This window comes from Candidatus Villigracilis proximus (assembly GCF_016717045.1).
GTDB lineage: Bacteria > Chloroflexota > Anaerolineae > Anaerolineales > Villigracilaceae > Villigracilis > Villigracilis proximus.
In genome coordinates this window covers 189,161-206,895 of the sequence record NZ_JADJUO010000007.1, presented here as the reverse complement: position 1 = coordinate 206,895, position 17,735 = coordinate 189,161, and the positions used below count along the sequence as shown (strand labels likewise).

14 protein-coding genes and 3 pseudogenes are annotated in these 17,735 nt (G+C 47.8%); 1 reads left to right on the top strand and 16 read right to left on the bottom strand.

Annotation, left to right across the window (positions count from 1 at the left end):
• Nucleotides 1-42 precede the first annotated feature (42 nt).
• Together IPL71_RS09555 and IPL71_RS09550 are read right to left on the bottom strand one after the other, a co-directional pair.
• Nucleotides 43-894: a carbohydrate ABC transporter permease gene (locus tag IPL71_RS09555; protein WP_345321039.1), complete on the bottom strand. Its 852-nt coding sequence runs from the start codon at nt 892-894 to the stop codon at nt 43-45.
• Nucleotides 887-3,010: an ABC transporter permease subunit gene (locus tag IPL71_RS09550; RefSeq protein ID WP_345321037.1), complete on the bottom strand. Its 2,124-nt coding sequence runs from the start codon at nt 3,008-3,010 to the stop codon at nt 887-889. Before IPL71_RS09550 ends, IPL71_RS09555 begins: the two co-directional genes overlap by 8 nt.
• Nucleotides 3,011-3,096: 86 nt before the next feature.
• On the opposite strand from IPL71_RS09550, the gene IPL71_RS09545 reads away from it, so the two are divergent.
• Entirely contained in the window at nt 3,097-3,363 is a 267-nt protein-coding gene (locus tag IPL71_RS09545) for a hypothetical protein (RefSeq protein ID WP_345321035.1), read from the top strand.
• Nucleotides 3,364-3,394: 31 nt separating this feature from the next.
• Here the strand turns inward: IPL71_RS09545 and IPL71_RS09540 are convergent, their stop codons facing one another.
• From IPL71_RS09540 to IPL71_RS09475, 14 genes and pseudogenes are all read right to left on the bottom strand, one after another.
• Complete coding sequence (locus tag IPL71_RS09540; protein ID WP_345321033.1) at nt 3,395-4,981, bottom strand: alpha-amylase family glycosyl hydrolase; 1,587 nt, start codon at nt 4,979-4,981, stop codon at nt 3,395-3,397.
• A gap of 83 nt (nt 4,982-5,064) precedes the next feature.
• Nucleotides 5,065-6,078, bottom strand: coding sequence for a sugar ABC transporter permease (locus tag IPL71_RS09535; RefSeq protein ID WP_345321031.1), 1,014 nt, complete (start codon nt 6,076-6,078; stop codon nt 5,065-5,067).
• 2 nt (nt 6,079-6,080) lie between these two features.
• Nucleotides 6,081-6,488, bottom strand: a complete 408-nt coding sequence (locus IPL71_RS09530) for a carbohydrate ABC transporter permease (RefSeq protein WP_345321029.1) — start codon at nt 6,486-6,488, stop codon at nt 6,081-6,083.
• Nucleotides 6,485-7,087, bottom strand: a complete 603-nt coding sequence (locus IPL71_RS09525) for a carbohydrate ABC transporter permease (protein ID WP_345321027.1) — start codon at nt 7,085-7,087, stop codon at nt 6,485-6,487. The genes IPL71_RS09530 and IPL71_RS09525 overlap by 4 nt, the downstream gene beginning before the upstream one ends.
• Before the next feature lie 91 nt (nt 7,088-7,178).
• A complete protein-coding gene (locus IPL71_RS09520) occupies nt 7,179-7,853 on the bottom strand; it encodes a sugar ABC transporter substrate-binding protein (protein WP_345321121.1) in 675 nt (224 codons plus the stop codon).
• Nucleotides 7,768-8,427, bottom strand: coding sequence for an extracellular solute-binding protein (locus IPL71_RS09515; protein WP_345321025.1), 660 nt, complete (start codon nt 8,425-8,427; stop codon nt 7,768-7,770). The genes IPL71_RS09520 and IPL71_RS09515 overlap by 86 nt, the downstream gene beginning before the upstream one ends.
• 105 nt (nt 8,428-8,532) lie before the next feature.
• Complete coding sequence (locus IPL71_RS09510) at nt 8,533-9,633, bottom strand: ABC transporter ATP-binding protein (protein WP_345321024.1); 1,101 nt, start codon at nt 9,631-9,633, stop codon at nt 8,533-8,535.
• A 106-nt stretch (nt 9,634-9,739) separates the two neighbouring features.
• Nucleotides 9,740-10,570 carry a Gfo/Idh/MocA family protein gene (locus IPL71_RS09505; protein ID WP_345321119.1) on the bottom strand — a complete coding sequence of 277 codons (831 nt, stop codon included), beginning with the start codon at nt 10,568-10,570 and terminating at the stop codon, nt 9,740-9,742.
• A gap of 15 nt (nt 10,571-10,585) precedes the next feature.
• Nucleotides 10,586-10,720: a hypothetical protein gene (locus tag IPL71_RS09500; RefSeq protein ID WP_345321022.1), complete on the bottom strand. Its 135-nt coding sequence runs from the start codon at nt 10,718-10,720 to the stop codon at nt 10,586-10,588.
• Nucleotides 10,704-11,879, bottom strand: a complete 1,176-nt coding sequence (locus IPL71_RS09495; RefSeq protein WP_345321020.1) for an MFS transporter — start codon at nt 11,877-11,879, stop codon at nt 10,704-10,706. Before IPL71_RS09495 ends, IPL71_RS09500 begins: the two co-directional genes overlap by 17 nt.
• 97 nt (nt 11,880-11,976) lie before the next feature.
• Nucleotides 11,977-13,160: pseudogene (locus tag IPL71_RS09490) on the bottom strand (sugar ABC transporter permease).
• Nucleotides 13,161-13,171: 11 nt separating this feature from the next.
• Nucleotides 13,172-14,696, bottom strand: a pseudogene (locus IPL71_RS09485) (ATP-binding cassette domain-containing protein).
• 78 nt (nt 14,697-14,774) lie between these two features.
• Nucleotides 14,775-15,602 (bottom strand): annotated as a pseudogene (locus tag IPL71_RS09480) (carbohydrate ABC transporter permease).
• Nucleotides 15,599-16,486, bottom strand: a complete 888-nt coding sequence (locus IPL71_RS09475) for a carbohydrate ABC transporter permease (protein ID WP_345321018.1) — start codon at nt 16,484-16,486, stop codon at nt 15,599-15,601. The pseudogene IPL71_RS09480 and the gene IPL71_RS09475 overlap by 4 nt, the downstream one beginning before the upstream one ends.
• Between the last annotated feature and the right edge of the window lie 1,249 nt (nt 16,487-17,735).

Sequence of the window (17,735 nt, the reverse complement as noted above, 5' to 3'; positions counted from 1 at the left end):
TGCGTTACCGGCTATTTTGGATTTTTCGTAAAGCAGGCGGATTTAATCACCAGTCGAGCCGAACATCATTCGTTCGAGCAGCGTATTTTGGAAAATAAGGAATATAACCACCGCAGGCGCAGACATTAAAATGGCAAGCGACCCGATCTGACTCCACGGTTGGGCTGTGCCAGAGGTGAGAATGGCATAAATGGACATGGCGAGTGTGACCGTTTCCGCTTTTTCAACGAACAGCCAGCCAATGGTAAATTCAGAGTAGGCCATCAGGAAGGCGATCAGCGCGGCGACTGCGATGGATGGTGTTGCGAGCGGCAGGGTGATGCGCCAGAACGTGGTGAAGTATCCCGCGCCATCCAGAAAAGCAGCCTCTTCAAGTTCTTTTGGAATGGCCTGAAATGCAGCGCGTAAATTCCAGACGCAGAATGGCATGGCGAATGCAGCATACACGATGGACAATCCGGCCAGGGTTGTGCGTATTTTTAGCAAACTAAGCAGGAGATAAAGCGGTGTCGTAAACGCAACCGGCGGGAGGACAGCCGTCAGCAGGATCAGAAATAGTCCGCTTTGACGGCCAGGGAAACGAAATCGCGCAAAGGCATAAGCGAGACTGATTCCCAGAATCACCGCAGCAATTGCCGCGCTGATGGAAACCAGTAAACTATTTTGAAAAAGGGTAATGAAAGAAACTGATTGATAGGGACGGTCCAATACGCTCAGGAGCGGTTGAACGCTAAACTCTTTAGGGAACCAGCGGAATTCGGTCGGACGATTTTTGATCGATGCGTCAAAGGCGAGGCGCAGAATGCCCCAGATCGGAAGAAAAACGTACAAACCGATCAGTGCGAGTGCAAACTGTGAGAGGATCTGCTGGAATGGTTTTATTTTGTTACGCATAAGTTACTCCTTCGCCTGCTTTGCTCCAGCGATTAAAGAGGAAAATGAAGATCATGAGCAGGAGAATGGTGATGATGTTAACAACAGCCGATCCCGTGAAATCCCGCCAGTCATAAACCATAAAATAGGAAAGGCGCGCAAAAGTGAACATGTTGAAATTATCATCTATAAAATAAAACATTTGGAATAGATAAAATTGATTGAACGCAAAGATGGCACGGATAATAATTGCCGGCACGACCAATGGCATAAGCAGCGGCCAGGTCACATAGCGGAAAGTTTGCCACGCACTGGCACCGTCAATCGAAGCGGCGTCAAACACTTCCAGGGGAAGTAGTTTCAGGCCTGCACTGGCGGCCAGCATCATAAAGGGGAATCCATACCAGAGCGCCACGATCAGCAGCACTACCAATGACATGTTTTGGCTGCCTTCCCAGTTCTTGAAAATATTGGAAGTGGTATCAGGACTGAATTTGTTAATTGCCAGAACCAGCCAGCCAGATATCGGCGCAAAGATGTTTAACCAGAGCATGGTACCAATCGCTTCGGGAATGGCCCAGGGCAGGATGAATAATGCCTGCCATCCCTTGCGGAATTTAATTCCGCGCTGCCTGAGTAAAAGCGCGGCGCCAACTCCCAGCGCAGTTTGTAATGACACGGAGAGAATGGTCCACATGGTGTTGAAGAATGGCAGACCCATTGATCCGACCCAATTAAGAATATCGGCATACCAAAGGAAGCCAACAAAGTGGACCTTGCCATCCTCGGCGAAAGCATCCGGGCTGATCTGCCCGGTAATACCGCCCCAGAATTCGCGCCAGATGCCGCCTTGAAATCCATCTCGCAGCGTGCCTCCATTTAAACTAATGAAGGAAACCGCCAATTGAAAAAGCAGAGGAAAAATAGTCAGCGCGGCAAAGGCAATTAATCCCGGAATAAGCCAGGGCAGCGCACGGCGTGTTTCCATTTTGTTGTAATGAATTTTGACTTGCGTCTTGCGTGCCTGCCACCATTCGAGAAGATTATCTTTAAGAAGATATATCCCTTCTGCTGCAGCGAGAGAAAGCGGCACTGTGATAATGACAATGTATTGCGGCCATTTGGTGGGCCAGACCAGCAGAAAGGCCATGGCGATTCCCAGCCAGAAAATGTAAAGTCTTTCTTTTGCCCATAAGCGTTTCAAACCGAAGAGCGCCAGCACCGTGATGAATGGATCGAATGGAAATGCGAAGACACCATCGTGCCACCAGTAGGGAGAAAAGAATAGCCACGAGAATGGCTGCCAGACCGGGAAGCCCGCGTTCTCTACTTCAACCGCTCCCGATGAATAACCGGAATGATAAAAGACGGATTCGGCGAGCCGTGCCAATGGATTCGGCCATAGATAGGGATCGAATGCGAGGAACACAATCACAGCCGACATGCCCCAAAACACGATGGTACGCATGGAGGTTTTGAGTGTGTCTTTTTCTTTGGCGTCCAATATCCAATCAACGAGAATGGCAATGCCGACAACGCAGTAAAGATATTTGGATGCAGCTGTTAACCCGAGAGAAACGGCGGATAAAATTAACCAGCGGTTCATCCCTGAACGTTTGGCCTGTTTCCATTTCAGATAGCTGATCGCTGCGATCAGGCTGGTCAGTGCGGGGAGGGCTTCCAGCATGATCTGGGAAACGTATTTGATGGTTAGTGTGTGTAATGCAAGTGCCAGCCCGGCCAGTGGATTAAGGATCGTCAAAATGGCGACGGTCAGCGTGCCAATTATGGCGTTGATCGTGCGCGCCGAGTGAACCAGTCCGCGCGGCAGGAATTTGTTTGGACTGGCGGAAGTCGCTGCTTCGGGAGTGAGGGGTTCTTCCGGCTCAGCGAGGATGCTGATGCCCATGATGATCTTTGCCAGCGGGGGATGCTCAGAGCGATAGTTTGCTTCCAGAAAGCCGGACCAGTTTGAGGTCCGAATCAGATGCGCGTATTCCTGTCCGGCGCGTAAATAATCGTCTTCGTCAAAATCGATCGGCAGTGTGTTTATAGCGTGAAAGCGTAATCCAAAGGCGATCAAAATAACGAGCAGACTGAAAAGTATATAGATGAGTGAACGAGTGTTTTTTTTCATTTGACTGATACGATCTTGAGTTGCAAGCCACAAATATGGGATTATGTGTAGAATTGAATTTGCAGTTTATCTTGCGGAGGTTTGATATGGAAGTTGATCCGAATAGTTTTGATCCTGAATTGCGGTTCGCCAGATTCTATGCGGTGGCGTCTGCCGCGTTGGGTGTGATCAGTTTGTGCGCGGGGATTATTCCCATGTGCGGCAGTGTTGCGAGTATTCTTGGTATTGTGCTTGGTGTATTAAGTTTGAAAACCGAGCGAAGTAAACTTGCCATTGCAGGCATCTCAATTTCTGTTTTAGGAATTTTGATATCGCTCATTTATTTTATTATACTGATTTTATTTGGAGAATAAATAGCAGTATCAGGCGTAAAATTATCTGAGTTCAAAGAGATATGTTTGGTAAGGGGAGTTCATCAATGGGTTTGTATCCGCTGAATGTTCCGCTTGTGATTTCAAGTGTTTGGGCTTGTGCTGTCTTGAACAATGACGTGGAAGTAATGGTGCCGTTCGGCAGTGTGCTTTCTTTCAACTCCAATTGGTAATCTGAAATGGGAGAGTTACTTAAATTTACAACTACCAAAATATTTTCATTTTCACTGCTGCGTAAGAGTGCAAATACAGCAGGATTGTTTGTTTCGATCAGGGTGGCGCTGCCCGTTTGTAGTGCCGGATGTTCTTTGCGCAGTTGAATGAGAGTCTGGTAGTGATTGAGAAGTGAGTTCGAATCTTGAAGTTGTTCTTCTACATTAGTTGTTGTATAGTCTTTATTAGGCGCGCGCCATGGGAGGTGTGTGCTGAAACCTGCATTGGCTGAATTTGACCATTGCATGGGCAGACGGATATCTTCATCCGGTTTTTGTCCTTGCATGCCAATTTCTTCACCGTAATAAATGAACGGTGTGCCGGGTGACGTGAGCATTAAAAATGATGCCACTTTGGCTTTGTCAATGTTGCCGTAAAATACCGACATGGAGCGGGTTTGGTCGTGGTTGGTGAGGAAGGTGGCAAAGTTGAAATTGGGCATATCCTGCGCGGCAAATTTAAATGCGCTGGTGATCCCTGAATTTGCGCCGCCATTTGCACTGTTCATGAATCCGCTGGACATTTCGAAGTTGAAGATATGATCAAGTTGATCGCCTGTGTAGGATTTGATAACTGATGAACCGGCTCCGTATACTTCGCCGATCGTATAGGCTTCAGGATTTTGAGCCTTGTAGGCGGTGTAGAACTCCTTGAACCAGGCGTGCGTGGCAGGGGTGTTCTCAATTTTTTCGCCGTCTTCTATAAGATGCTTGGCGGCATCCACACGGAAGCCGTCTATGCCGATCTCGTTGAGCCAGAAATCTGTCACTTTTAACATATCGGCTGTGACGGCGGGGTTGTTATAGTTTAGATCGGGCATGCCTCCCCAAAAAAGCCCAAAATAATATCCTTGATTGCCCGCGTGCCATTGTCCGCTTTTGCCTGTTTCAGACCAGACGTAATAATCACGGTATTGTGAATTCGGGTCGCTGTTGGCGTTCTTGAACCACGGATGTTGACTGGATGTGTGATTAAGAACCAGGTCAATGATGATGCGGATGTCGCGCTTGTGAGCTTCTGCCAATAGATTTTTGAAATCATCCATTGTGCCGTACTCGTGGTTGACGTTGTAATAGTTGGTGACATCGTACCCGTGATAGGAGGGGGATGGATTAATAGGCATGAGCCAGATGGCGTTGACGCCCAGAGATTCAAGATAATCTAATTTTTGAGTGATGCCGTTGAAGTCACCAATGCCGTCATCGTTTGTGTCGTAATAGGAGCGGACAAATATTTCATAGAATACTGCCTCGCGCCACCAATCCTGACGTGTGAGCTGTTCGGGCGTGGATGCTGTTACTGTCGTTGTGGCAGGCTCAGGAACGGGGGATGCGCATGCTGATAGAAAAGAAAAAAGTAACAGCGTGAAAAAAAATCTTTTAAGCATGAATGACTCTGGGGCAAAAAATTTCCTCTTCCCGCTTTTCGTAAAAAGAAGGAAGAGGAAATAATAAGTGTAACTTTTGCAGCTTAACCTTTGACGCCGCCTGTCGTAAGACCGCCAACGATTTGTTTCTGGAGCGCGATATAAACAAACGCCACGGGTAACGCCACGATGACCGCCATTGCCGCAAAGCGATTCCACGGGATGCTGCTGGCGTATTGACCTGTCATGTTATAGAGGGTCATGGCGAGGGTGTAGTCTTTGGGCTGGGAGAGGAAAAGCCATGAGGTGACAAATTCCTGCCAGTGGCCGATGAAGCCGAGGAAGAAGGTGACGGCAAGCTGGGGCGCGGCGAGGGGCAAAATGATCTTCCAGAAGGTCTGGTTTGCATCCGCACCGTCGATGGCGGCGGCTTCTTCCAGTTCTTTTGGAATGGTATCAAGATATCCCTTGAGATTCCAGATCGCGAAAGGGAGAGCTCCGGCTGTGATGGCGATACCTACGCCAAGCAGTGAGTCACGCAGATTAAAGATCAGCTTGCCTTTGATGCCCGCATCACAGGCAAATAAGGGCATGAAGGCCATTACATCTTTTCCGCAGTCCATAACTTTAAAATTATTTAATAGGAGATATAACGGGGTTGCCAGCCCCACTCCAGGCATCAGCAGCGGAATGAAGACCAATACCATAAGCACTTCGCGCATTTTGAAATTGAAACGCGAGAAGGCGTACGCGGCGGTGACAGCCACCAATAACGCCACGGCTCCGACTCCAACAGATAGGAGTACGCTGTTGCGAAGCAGTTCAATAAATGAGACCGGATTTCCCGTTGGGTGATCCAATACCTGCTTGTAGGCCTCGAAGGAAATTTCCTTGGGGAATAATTCCAAAGAAGACGGGCGTGTGGTCTTTGAACTAAGCGACATGGTAAGAATATACATGATGGGGAACATCACGCTGAATAAGATAAAGATACACAGCACCTGGATTAACAATTGTCTCCAGAGCGGCAGGCTGCGTCCGCTGGTTTGACCGGAGGTATTCATTGTCAAAAAGCGGATCAACAAATTTTTGTTGGAGGCTGGCGAGTTTGTGCTCATATTTACTCCGAATAGCTTTGTGTGGCGCGGGTGATACGATTGGTGACAAGAAGGACGATCAATGCCACAAAGAAAATGATAACCGCAAAGGCAGCGGCTACACCGAACCAGCGCAGGTTGCGGACAAGGTTATAAGCAAACGTGACCAGAAGCTCGGTAGACCGCGCAGGTCCGCCTCCGGTCATAAAGAATACGAAGTTGAATAGATTGAAAGAGAGGGTAAAGCCATATACCGCCGCCGGGATCATGGCTGGCCTAAGCAGCGGAACCGTGATGTTCCAGAATTGTTGATTTCCAGTTGCGCCATCTATGGATGCGGCTTCGTATAAATCCTTGGGGATGCTTTGCAGTGCGCCTGTGGCAACAACAGACATGAAGGGCCAGCCCAGCCAGAAATTGGCGATCATCATCGAGTAATACGCGAGTGTAAGGGTGCGCCGGGAAGAAAGCCTGGAATGGGGGGGCTAAATTCGGTGAGCCATCGCAAGCGAACGGGGTCTGTCTGTCCTAAAAGTGACATGATCACGGTCAGGAATTGATTCATGGCGCCGTATTGTTCATCAAAGATATTGCGCCAGACGGTGGCAACCACGATGGGCGGAACAACTACCGGGAGAATATACAAGGCGCGGTATATCTTTTTGAGCCATAAACCTTCCGTGTTTAGAATTGTAGCGATTAAAACACCGGCTGGTACATGAAGCATTACATTACTGAACGCCCACCAAAAGTTGAATTCAAGTACTCGAAAAAAATTGAAGTTCTCAACCGGCAATGCACCGGTGAAAATGTCAATATAGTTTTTAAATCCGATGAACTTAAGGTCCGGGTCATTTAACCCGAGCAACAGGTGCTGTGTTTCAAAGTTGGTAAAAGAAATAATTAACTGATAAATTAATGGATAGAATGTAATCACCCCCATGATTAGAAAGGCAGGGACAAGATAATAATATGGCAGCAAATTCCGCTTGATCTTGGATTTGGCAGTTTTCTTATTTGCTAATTCCATGTTTGTTTCTCCTGATAAGAATAACCATATTGTGTAGGAGCGGACGGTGTGACCCGTCCGCTCCTTTGTATTGCGGTGTTACAAACTAAACTTATTTGGGTTTGGTAGCGCCTTCAAAACCTGCGGCGACCCAGTCAGCGGCGGGGGTGCCAGCTTCAAAGACCTGATCGGTACCGCAGAAGTTGCCCCAATAGTTGCCCATGGCTTCCACCTGAGGGCGGAAGTAGGATGTGGCGAACGCATCGAGCAAGCCCTGGATGAGGGGATCGGTCACTTCAACGGTGGTGTTGGAAGGAACGTGGCCGGCATCATTCATCATGGAGGTTTGAGCGGCGGCGTTGGTCAGGTAAAGAGCAACATCAACAGCGGCTTCGAGGTTCGCGCTGTTGGGGGTGAAGTAGTAACCATCAACACCGAGGAGCGGGTTGGAAGCGCCTGCAGGGCCGGCTGGCAATGGGGCTACGGCGAGTTTGTCACCGAGAGCCTTGCGATAATCGCCCATGGCCCAGTTACCGTTGGTGATGGCAGCGACTGTGCCTTCGGTGAAGGGAGCGAGACCATCGGCATCATTCTTGGGCCAGCTGTTGGTCTTGGAGATTTGATAGAGTTCGTTGAGGTAGGAAACCGCAGCGGTTACATTGGCCTGATTGGCTTCGTCAGTAACGAAGTTGAAATCAGCATCAAAGATCTGTCCGCCGAAGGAACCGAAGAAGCCGTATTGGTGGTAGCAGCCATAGGAAATGGAGACAGGTGTGCCGCCTTCCATAAGGGCCTTGAGTTCGTCCGTTGTAGCAGGAGGAGTGGGGAGCATTTCGGTTGTTGTACCAGAAAGCAACAGCCTTCAAGGATTCAGGAATACCGTACAACTTGCCGTCGTACATCATGCCGCCCTGGGAAAGTTCGCTATAGTCACCAAGTTTGCCAGCGGCAATGTCGGTGATGTCAGCAACTGTACCGGTGCGAACCTGTCCACCGAGGTTATCGTTCGGGGCAATGAACATGTCTGGTCCGCCGCCAGCAGCAACATCGGTGTCGTACTTATTGAAGATGTCGTTGAAAGGGACTTGAAGAACGTTGATCTTGTACTGGGGCATATCGATCGCGGCCTGCGTAAGAATAGCAGCCATGGCTGTCTCTTCAGCGGAACCGGTGCCATAAGCATGCCAGAAGGTTACTTCAACAACTTCCATCCGGGCTTCGGTAGCGGCTGCTTCTGTGGCAGGAGCTTCGGTAGCCTCAACAACAGGGGCTTCAGTGGCGGGAGTTCCACCACCGCAAGCGGCGAGGGCGAGCGAGGCGACAACAAGTACGCTCAGCAAAACAAATAGATTCTTTTTCATTCTCTTATTACTCCTTGAATATTTAGGGAAACTTTTTTTAATTCTGCACGAACACGATAACTGTAATTATATTTGCTGAGCGAACCACCTGCCTTTTACAAAGATTTACCGAATTGCATCTTCGGTACTTGCATCAAAGATATGGAACTTGTCCATATCGAAGATCACCTGGGTTGTATCGCCGACACGCAGTTTCGAACGCGGGTCAACGCGGCCTACAAATGTATTCTTACCACTGACAAGGTAAAGCAGAGTCTCATTACCCATTAATTCGGTTACATCCACTCTGGAGGAGACCTTCTCGCCATAAATGTTTTGCGGGGCGAATTCGGGGTCATGAATATTCTCAGGGCGAATGCCAAATACAACATCCTTGCCGCCCATATTTTTATATGGACCTGCAAGTTTTTCCGGAATCTGTACTTTGAAATCAACAGCGTCCACAATCACTTTATCGCCTTCCTTGATAAGTTTGGCGGGGAAGAAGTTCATGGCAGGCGAGCCGATAAAGCCAGCCACAAACAGATTGTTTGGATAGTCGTACAAATTTTGCGGAGTATCAAGCTGCTGCAATTTACCTTTATTGATGACCGCGATTCGAGAAGCCATGGTCATGGCTTCGGTTTGATCGTGGGTCACATAGATGAAAGTGGTCTGCAAGCGCTGATGCAATTTGCTGATCTCGGCGCGCATTTGAACACGCAGTTTTGCATCCAGGTTTGAAAGCGGCTCATCGAAAAGGAATACTTTTGGTTCACGCACGATCGCGCGTCCCACAGCCACACGCTGGCGTTGACCACCGGAGAGTTGGCGCGGTTTGCGCTGAAGCAAATCTGTAATGCCCAGAATTTCAGCCGCATCACTCACGCGGCGCTTGATTTCATCTTTTGGTGTTTTGCGAAGCTTCAACCCGAAGGCCATGTTGTCATAGACCGAAAGATGCGGGTACAGCGCATAAGACTGGAAGACCATGGCAATATCGCGATCTTTCGGGGCAACATCATTTACCACGCGGTCACCGATGATGATCTGTCCATCCGTGATTTCTTCCAGACCAGCCAGCAGACGCAGGGCGGTTGTTTTACCGCAGCCTGACGGGCCGACCAATACAAGGAACTCTTTATCTTCAACATTGATGTTGAGATCTTTGATGATCATGAGATCACCGAATTGCTTGAACACGTTCTGATACGTAACGCTTGCCATGGGAATCCTCCAGTTGAAAAGTATAGTGGCATTATTATAATCACAAGGTCTTTATTTGCCCTATGGTTTTCAAGAACGAGTTAGTTGTTTGGGTAAACAAAAAACTCTAAAGCCGGGTTGTTTTTCCTGTTTTCGCCGATTCGATAAAAGCAAGAATAACCGCAATATTTTTACGGCTGTCTTCAAGCGAGATGCGCGGCTGTTTATTTTTCATGATTGCATCGCATAGATCATCCACTTCACCAAGATATAACTCATCGCCTTTTATCTTTATTTTTTCCTGTATATTGCCGCGTGAAATAAATACTTCATTTATTTTCCCGGGCTTGAATGGGTTGGGGATATTCAACGAAGCATCCGTGCCTACGATCTCGACCATTGAGCGGAATGGGGAATTGAATCCACTATCAAACTGAGCATGGACTCCGCTCTCGAATCGCATCTGTCCGACGAAAGACTCATCGGCTCCACCCTGACCTGTAACCTGCCAGCCAGATACTTCAACAGGCTCAGCGCCGACGATCATCCGTGCATAAGAAATGGGATAGCATCCCACGTCCCAGATACTGCCGCCGCCAGCCTCTTCCATCCAGCGGTAATTGCCTTCACGCGTCAGTGTAAAGGTGAACGAACCTTTGATAAGTTGTAGTTTTCCCAGCACACCGCTCTCTACAATTTCTTTTACTTTCAAGGTTTGCGCGTGATGTCTATACATGAATGCTTCTGCAACTACTTTGCCGGTTTCGCGTGCGGCTTGACTCATTGCGTCTGCTTCGGCTAGTGTTAATGCAAATGGTTTTTCACACAGCACATGTTTGCCGGCGTGTAAAGCTTTGATCGTCCATTCGGCGTGCAGATGATTGGGAAGTGAGTTGTAGATCACGTCTACTTCAGGGTCGGCGAGCAGGGCTTCGTAACTACCGTGCGCGCGTGAGATTTTCCACTCGTGTGCCTATGTTTCAGCGGAGGAAATGCTTGTCGAAGCAACGGCCAGTAAACGGGTCCGATTTGATGCGGTGAGTGGATTGATCAAGGCGCGATTTATTTTTGCAGTCGAGAGGAGTCCCCAGTTAAGTATTTTGTCCATTTGAAATCCTTTTCATAAGTGTTGCGACTGAGATGAGCAGGATCAGCATAAATAAAATAATCAGTGAAAGACCTGTTTGTAAACCGAACAGGTCGCTGCTCCACGCGATGAGCCACGGACCAATAACGCCGCCAAGTCCTGCGAATGTGAAGAGGACGCCGAGAACGGTATTTGCATTTTCTGTGTGTGTATCTGAAACTGCGGCGGTGATGGTGGGAAAGATGATTGAGAGAAAGAAGCCGGTCATGGCTAAAAGGAAGGAGATTTCATGAGGGCCGAACAAACCAGTCGCGATGCAAACGATGCCGCCAATGGTCATGAAAAGAATCGAGCGCAGGTAGCCGATGCGGTGAACGAAGAAGCCGCCTAGTAAACGTCCGATCATCAGCATGGCGAAAAATAATGAAAGCGATTGATTGCTGGCGGTTACTGAGATATTGCGAGTTTCCTGAAGAAAGGTAACAAGCCAGGATGCCAGCCCGATCTCTGCCGCGACATAAAATGTAATTGCGGCGTAGAACCAGGGGAGTTGTCCTTTGAATGCGATTTGCGGAATGTGACGAAAATCAAGTTGTGCTTTTTCTTCTGCTTTTGGGAAGCGCAGGAAAATAAAAATCAATACGAATAGGGCGATCAGTAGAATATCCCAGCGGTAGATCAAGCGCCATGACATGTTGATGGATAATAGCCAGCCTGCGAAAAGCGGTGCGATGAGCGACCCCAATCCATGCAAAACGGCCATCAGGTTGAGATATAGTCCTTTGCGTTCATGATGCAGGCTGACAATGATTGCGTTTGGCCCAAGCTCAAGCGCGCCAAGCCCCATACCAAGCACAAAGAGCGAGCCTGAGAGTAGTATGGCAGACTGGAAAAAACTATAGCCACCAACGCCGATACCTAAAAATACACCGGCCAAAAGGATCACGCTTTTTAATCCGAAGCGGTCTGCAAGAATGCCTGTGATGAGTGTGGCGATGAGGAACCCCAAATATTCGCCGAAGAAAATATTTCCGCCTGTGCCGTAGGTGATATTTAATTCTGCGAGCATGGCGGGCAGGGTGGGGCCTTTGAGATTGTCTGTGAATCCGAAGACAAAGAAGGAAAGAAAGCAGCCGGCTGTGAGTAGGAAGATGGTGGTTTTGGATGATTTGATTTGCATGATGGGTAAATTATAACGGGTCTGGCTTAAGTGCTAAGCCAGACCCGTTATTGATGTGAATTTGTTGTATGTGTAATCTGCTGTTTTTTTAATGAATTTACTGAGCTCGATTGCGGGTTGCCACATCGAAGATGACTGCGGCGGCGAGAACTGCACCTCTGACCATGTATTGATAGGCGATGCCGATGCCCATCAGGTTCATACCGCTGGTTAGTGAGGTCATTACCAACGCGCCAACGATTGAGCCTATGACTTTTCCAACGCCGCCAGCCGCAGACACACCGCCAACGTAGGCTGCGGCAATCGCGTCCAATTCAAAAAGTGTGCCAGCGGTTGTTGTGGCAGATTGCAAGCGTGATGCAAATAGAATGCCTGATAATCCAGAAAGCATCCCCATCGAGCCAAAAACAACATAGATCAATCGTTTGACGCTGATGCCGCTTAATTCTGCTGCTTCCGGATTTCCGCCAATGGCGTATATATGCCTGCCCAATACAGTTTTTGACATGATGAAATCATAGATGCCGACAACGATGAGTACAATGACGACTGTCCATGAGAGTCCGTTGTATCCTGCGAGTACCCAGGTGATTCCTGCAACGATGATGGAGGTAAATGCAATTTTCAGGACGAAGATATCCATGGGCAGAACTTCAAAGTCATAAGCCAGCTTTTTTCTGCGGTCATTGATTTCGTTGAAGATGAACAGAAGCAGGGCTGCGAAACCAAGGATAAGGGTTAGCTTGTGTACTTCGGGTAAGAAGTTGAGTCCGGGAATATCGGGGATGTAACCATTTCCGAGTGCGTTAAAGGTGTCATTGGAAATAATGATGGTGCCGGTGCTTTCTGTGACAACCAGGATTGCACCTCTATAGATTAACCAGCCTGCAAGCGTTGCAACGAATGACGGGATCTTCATTTGCGCGACAAAAAAGCGGTCAGTACGCCGGCAAATGCGCCAAGTGCCAGTACCAGGGGGATCACTGCATAAACAGGCATTCCCCAAAACGCGAGAGCGATCGCTGCGATGGCTCCCAGAAAACCTGCGAGAAACCCGACGGAAAGATCAATATGACGGATGATAATTACAAGCGTCATGCCGACTGCCAATACCGCGATATATCCGGTCTGGTTCATCAGGTTGCTGATATTTCTGGATGAAATGAATATGCCGTCGGTGGTGATGGTAAAGATCACCATGATAACAAACAGGGCGATATACATTCCGTATTCACGGATATTTTTTGTAATAATTTCCCCGGCGTTTTGTAAAAATAACATTTGCAGACTCCTTAGTAATTGGTCGCCAATTGCATGATTTTTTCCTGCGTTGCTTCGCTGCCTGCCAATTCCCCTGTAATTTTGCCGGCTGAAACAACATAGACTCTATCGCTCATTCCCAGAACTTCCGGCAACTCGGAAGAGATCATAATAATGCTTAAGCCTTGCTCAACCAGTTTTGTCATGATCGTGTAAATTTCATATTTTGCGCCAACATCAATGCCTCGCGTTGGTTCATCTAAAATTAACAATTTAGGGCCGACAAACAACCATTTACCGAGAGATACTTTTTGCTGATTTCCGCCGCTTAGGTTTGAAGTCTTCTGCTCCACGCTTGGCGTCTTGATATTTAAGGAGACTCGATATTCGTTTGCAACTTTAACTTCCGAGTTGTCATTGACGACATTTCGAATGGATATTTCCTTTAGATTTGCGATGGTAATGTTTTGTTTTACATCCTGGATCAGGATCAATCCATTGCCTTTTCTATCTTCAGTTACATAGGCAACGCCCGCTTTGATCGCATCTTGAGGGTGCTTGAATCGTTTCTTGCTCCCCAGTATTGATATATCCCCGCTGATGTTATATCCACCGGGGTTGCCAAATATGCTCAAGGCAAGTTCAGTACGCCCGGAACCCATCAGGCCTGCAAACCCAACGATCTCCCCTTTTTTTACATGAAAATTAATATCCTTAAGAATACTTCTGCCAAGGGCCGGATCGTACGCATTCCAATTTTCCACACGCAGGACAACTTCCCCAATTTGTCGGTTTTCTTTTTTGGGATAGATGTTGTCGATCTCGCGCCCTACCATGTGCTTTATCAAAGCGCTTTCAGATACTTCACCCCTTTTTAGCGTTCAGTGTGCATATCGTTTGTCCATCGCGAAGTACGGTGACTGAATCCGCGATTTCGATTACTTCCCGTAATTTGTGTGAAATTAATACGCACGTTACGCCGTGGCTTTTTAATTCACGCAAAAGGTTAAGTAAATTTTCGCTGTCATCTTCGTTTAGCGCCGCAGTGGGTTCATCCAGGATTAATAACTTAACATCCTTGCTGAGCGCCTTGGCAATTTCAACCAACTGCCTTTTTCCCACGCCCAGATCTCTTACTTTTTCGGCAAGGTTTACATTAAGTTTTACTTTTTTCAACATTTGGCCCGCACGTTTGATGGTTTCATTCCAGTCAATGAGCGATCCGTTTTTGATCTCGTGGCCGAGGAAAATATTTTCGTATACGGTCATTTCAGGAATGAGCGCTAGTTCCTGATAGATAATGGCGATGCCGGCTTTCTCACTATCGCTGATTCCTCTGAAGGTTTGTACTTTCCCGTTAAAAACAATGTCACCTGTGTAGTCACCGTGTGGATACACTCCACTTAATACCTTCATTAAAGTGGATTTCCCAGCACCGTTTTCGCCCACCAGAAAATGAATCTCGCCTTCAGTTACTTGAAAGCTGACGTTGTTCAAAGCTTTTACACCAGGGAATTCCTTGGTGATGTTTTTCATCTCTAATATGGGGGTGGACATGGTTACTCCAGATGACAAGAAAGATTATCCAGCGTTTTTATTGGTTCAAAACATGTTGCGTTTAATGACAATTATATTCTACCCTTTCAGGGATCCTGCAAGTAGGCCACGCAGGAAATAGCCGCCAGGGACAATGTAAACCAATAATGTAGGGAGCGCGGCAAGTAATCAGCCAGCCATTTGGACATTCCATGCGATGATCTGACTGCCCGCCATATTATTGAGGGCAACGGTAATCGGCCATTCACTGTTGCCTGTCAAAATTACTGCAAAAAGAAAGTCATTCCAGGCGGATGTGAATTGCCAGATAAGCACAACCACAAAACTTGGCATTGATATGGGCAGAAGAATATGCCGATAAATGCCAAGCATATCCGCTCCGTCTATTTTTGCGGCTTCAAGCAATTCCTGCGGCAGGCTGGCGTAATAATTGCGGAAAGTTAAGGTCGTAATCGGAATACCATAGATGATATGTGCGAGAGCGAGTCCTGGCAAACCTTTAAGACCGATTACATTCATAAACTGAACGAGTGGAATGAGAATACTTTGGTAGGGAATGAACATCCCAAAGAGGATGAAAGGAAAGATCACATCTGCGCCGCGGAACTTCCACTTGGCAAGCACAAAACCATTTAATGAGCCAAGCATGGATGAGATCAAAGCAGCCGGAATGACCATCTTAAAGCTATTCCACAGCGAAGGCGCAAGCTTGGAGTATGCTTCAATGTAATTATCAAACGCAATCCCATTTGGAAGATTCCACATGGTCTTAAGATCAATTTCTGCAAAACTCTTAAAACCTGTGATGATCATGATGTACAACGGGAGTAGATAGAAAATGGTCATTAAGACCAATGGAATATAGAGCCAGTATTTATCAAGGCGTAATTTCGCTAAGTTTTTCATTGTTCCGCCTCTGTTTTTAGTGTGTAGCGAATATAAGGGATGATGAGAATTGCGATACTGACGAGCAGAAGAATACCCACGGCTGCGCCGCGTCCATAGAATAAACCGTCAAATGTGATCTGCCACATATAAAGTGCGGGCACATCAAGAGGAAGTTGTTTACCAGCAACAGCAACGATCAAATCAAAGACTTTGAGCGATGTGTGCCCAAGAATAATAAGTGCAGAGAGTGTGACTGGGGAAAGTAAAGGAAGCATAATGTAGCGATAAATTTGTGTCTCGCTCGCCCCGTCTATTCGTGCGGCTTCTTTGAGATCTTCCGGAATCGCGCGCAAGCCCGCAAGATAAAGCGCCATGGTGTACCCAGACATTTGCCAAATGGCGGCAAGCGCAATGGCGGCAATACCCCAGGTTGGGGTGGTATGCCACTTGTTGACAAAGAAATCCAAACCGAGGTTTGTAAATAATAAATTGAGACCACTGGTGCGGGAACCCATGGCTGGATTCATCAGCCAGCGCCAGACAACACCTGTAACAATGTAGGAAATTGCCATTGGAAATAAGAAAAGACTGCGGAAGAAACCTTCACCTTTCAACCCCTGGTCGAGCATTACAGCGAGAGCGAACCCAAGCAGGATACTGCCAAATACAAATACCGCAGTGAAGATCAATGTGTTGCGAATATCGATTTGGAAACGCGGATCAGCAAAAAGGTCAAGATAATTCTTGATTCCGTTCCAGGTGTAATCTGCGCTCAAGCCTTTCCACTTGCTCAGAGATACGCGCACTGACCAACCGATGAATGCGTATACAAAGATCAGAATAGCCAGAATGGATGGCGAGATAAGAAGGATATTTAAATAACGATCTTTATCTCTGAACATGACAGGCCTCGTTTCGTTCAAATTTATAATTAAAAAGGGTTGAGGCTCCGTATAACACGGAGCCTCAACGATTCTAACATTAAGATTTATTTGCAGGGACCAGAGCTGGCACATGCGGCAACGAGAGCGGCTTGGAAGCCATCTACATTGCTATCGGCGATGAACAAGCCGAGGGCTGTGTCGATTTCAGTCTTCCATGAGTCATTAGCAACCACACCGTGAGTCAAGGAACCGACTACGGTATTGGAGGACCAATCATCCATGGCGGATTGGAGATATTCACCGAAGAGGGATTTGTCACAGTCGGTGCGGGCGCAGATCGAACCCTTGACAGGATTGAATGCTTCTTGACCTTCCTTTGAACCTGCTACTGTCAACCAGGCAGTTGCTGCATCTGCATCTGGAGCGCCAACAGCGAGTACGAAGGAGTCGGAAAGGAATTGGAAGACGCCGTCGCTACCAGGAGTGGCAGCCCAACCGTAGTCGGTCATCGGAGCCTTGCCCAATTCACGGAAATAGCCTTCAGCCCAATCGCCCATCACGTTGAATGCTGCATCGCCGTTGATGACGAGTTGGGCAGCATCCTGCCATGAGAGGGAGGAGGAGTCGCTGTTGGCATAGGTCAACACTTTGGCGTAGTTATCCAAAGCACCCTTAACTTCAGCGCTGCCCCAATCTGTGGAGCCGTCCCATAATCCGTTATAAGCATCAGCGCCGAGGGTGCCGAGCAAAACGGTTTCGAACAGGTGCATCTTGGTCCATTGTTCACCAAGGGCCAGAGGCTGAACGCCAGCGGTCTGTAAGGTGTCCATTGCAGCGAACCATTCGTCCATATTGGTTGGGACTTCCACTCCGTTAGCTTCGAGCACGGCGGGGTTGTACCACAAGACGTTGGCGCGGTGAATATTTACAGGAACAGAATAGATGTTGCCGTCTTTGGAGATAAGCGGGATCAGTGTTTCAGGCATGACTTCAAGCCAGCCTTGGGATTCGTAAAGATCGTTCAAAGCTTCGATCTGTCCGCCGTCAACATAGGTACCGATCAATTCCTGACCAGCATGACCCTGCCAACTATCTGGGGGATCGCCAGCTTGTAAACGGGTGGCAAGCACTGCGCGAGCGTTTGTGCCAGCGCCACCAGCAACAGCAGCATTGACAAATTCAATATCAGGATATTGAGCGCCAAATACGCCGATCATAGCTTCGAGACCGGCAGCTTCACCGCCGCCTGTCCACCAGGAAAATACTT

Coding starts and splice junctions, on each gene's coding strand:
- IPL71_RS09555 (WP_345321039.1), bottom strand. CDS start 894: ATGCGTAACAAAATAAAACCATTCCAGCAGATCCTCTCACAGTTTGCA.
- IPL71_RS09550 (WP_345321037.1), bottom strand. CDS start 3,010: ATGAAAAAAAACACTCGTTCACTCATCTATATACTTTTCAGTCTGCTC.
- IPL71_RS09545 (WP_345321035.1), top strand. CDS start 3,097: ATGGAAGTTGATCCGAATAGTTTTGATCCTGAATTGCGGTTCGCCAGA.
- IPL71_RS09540 (WP_345321033.1), bottom strand. CDS start 4,981: ATGCTTAAAAGATTTTTTTTCACGCTGTTACTTTTTTCTTTTCTATCA.
- IPL71_RS09535 (WP_345321031.1), bottom strand. CDS start 6,078: ATGAGCACAAACTCGCCAGCCTCCAACAAAAATTTGTTGATCCGCTTT.
- IPL71_RS09530 (WP_345321029.1), bottom strand. CDS start 6,488: ATGATGATCGCCAATTTCTGGCTGGGCTGGCCCTTCATGTCTGTTGTT.
- IPL71_RS09525 (WP_345321027.1), bottom strand. CDS start 7,087: ATGGAATTAGCAAATAAGAAAACTGCCAAATCCAAGATCAAGCGGAAT.
- IPL71_RS09520 (WP_345321121.1), bottom strand. CDS start 7,853: ATGGAAGGCGGCACACCTGTCTCCATTTCCTATGGCTGCTACCACCAA.
- IPL71_RS09515 (WP_345321025.1), bottom strand. CDS start 8,427: ATGAAAAAGAATCTATTTGTTTTGCTGAGCGTACTTGTTGTCGCCTCG.
- IPL71_RS09510 (WP_345321024.1), bottom strand. CDS start 9,633: ATGGCAAGCGTTACGTATCAGAACGTGTTCAAGCAATTCGGTGATCTC.
- IPL71_RS09500 (WP_345321022.1), bottom strand. CDS start 10,720: ATGGACAAAATACTTAACTGGGGACTCCTCTCGACTGCAAAAATAAAT.
- IPL71_RS09495 (WP_345321020.1), bottom strand. CDS start 11,879: ATGCAAATCAAATCATCCAAAACCACCATCTTCCTACTCACAGCCGGC.
- IPL71_RS09475 (WP_345321018.1), bottom strand. CDS start 16,486: ATGTTCAGAGATAAAGATCGTTATTTAAATATCCTTCTTATCTCGCCA.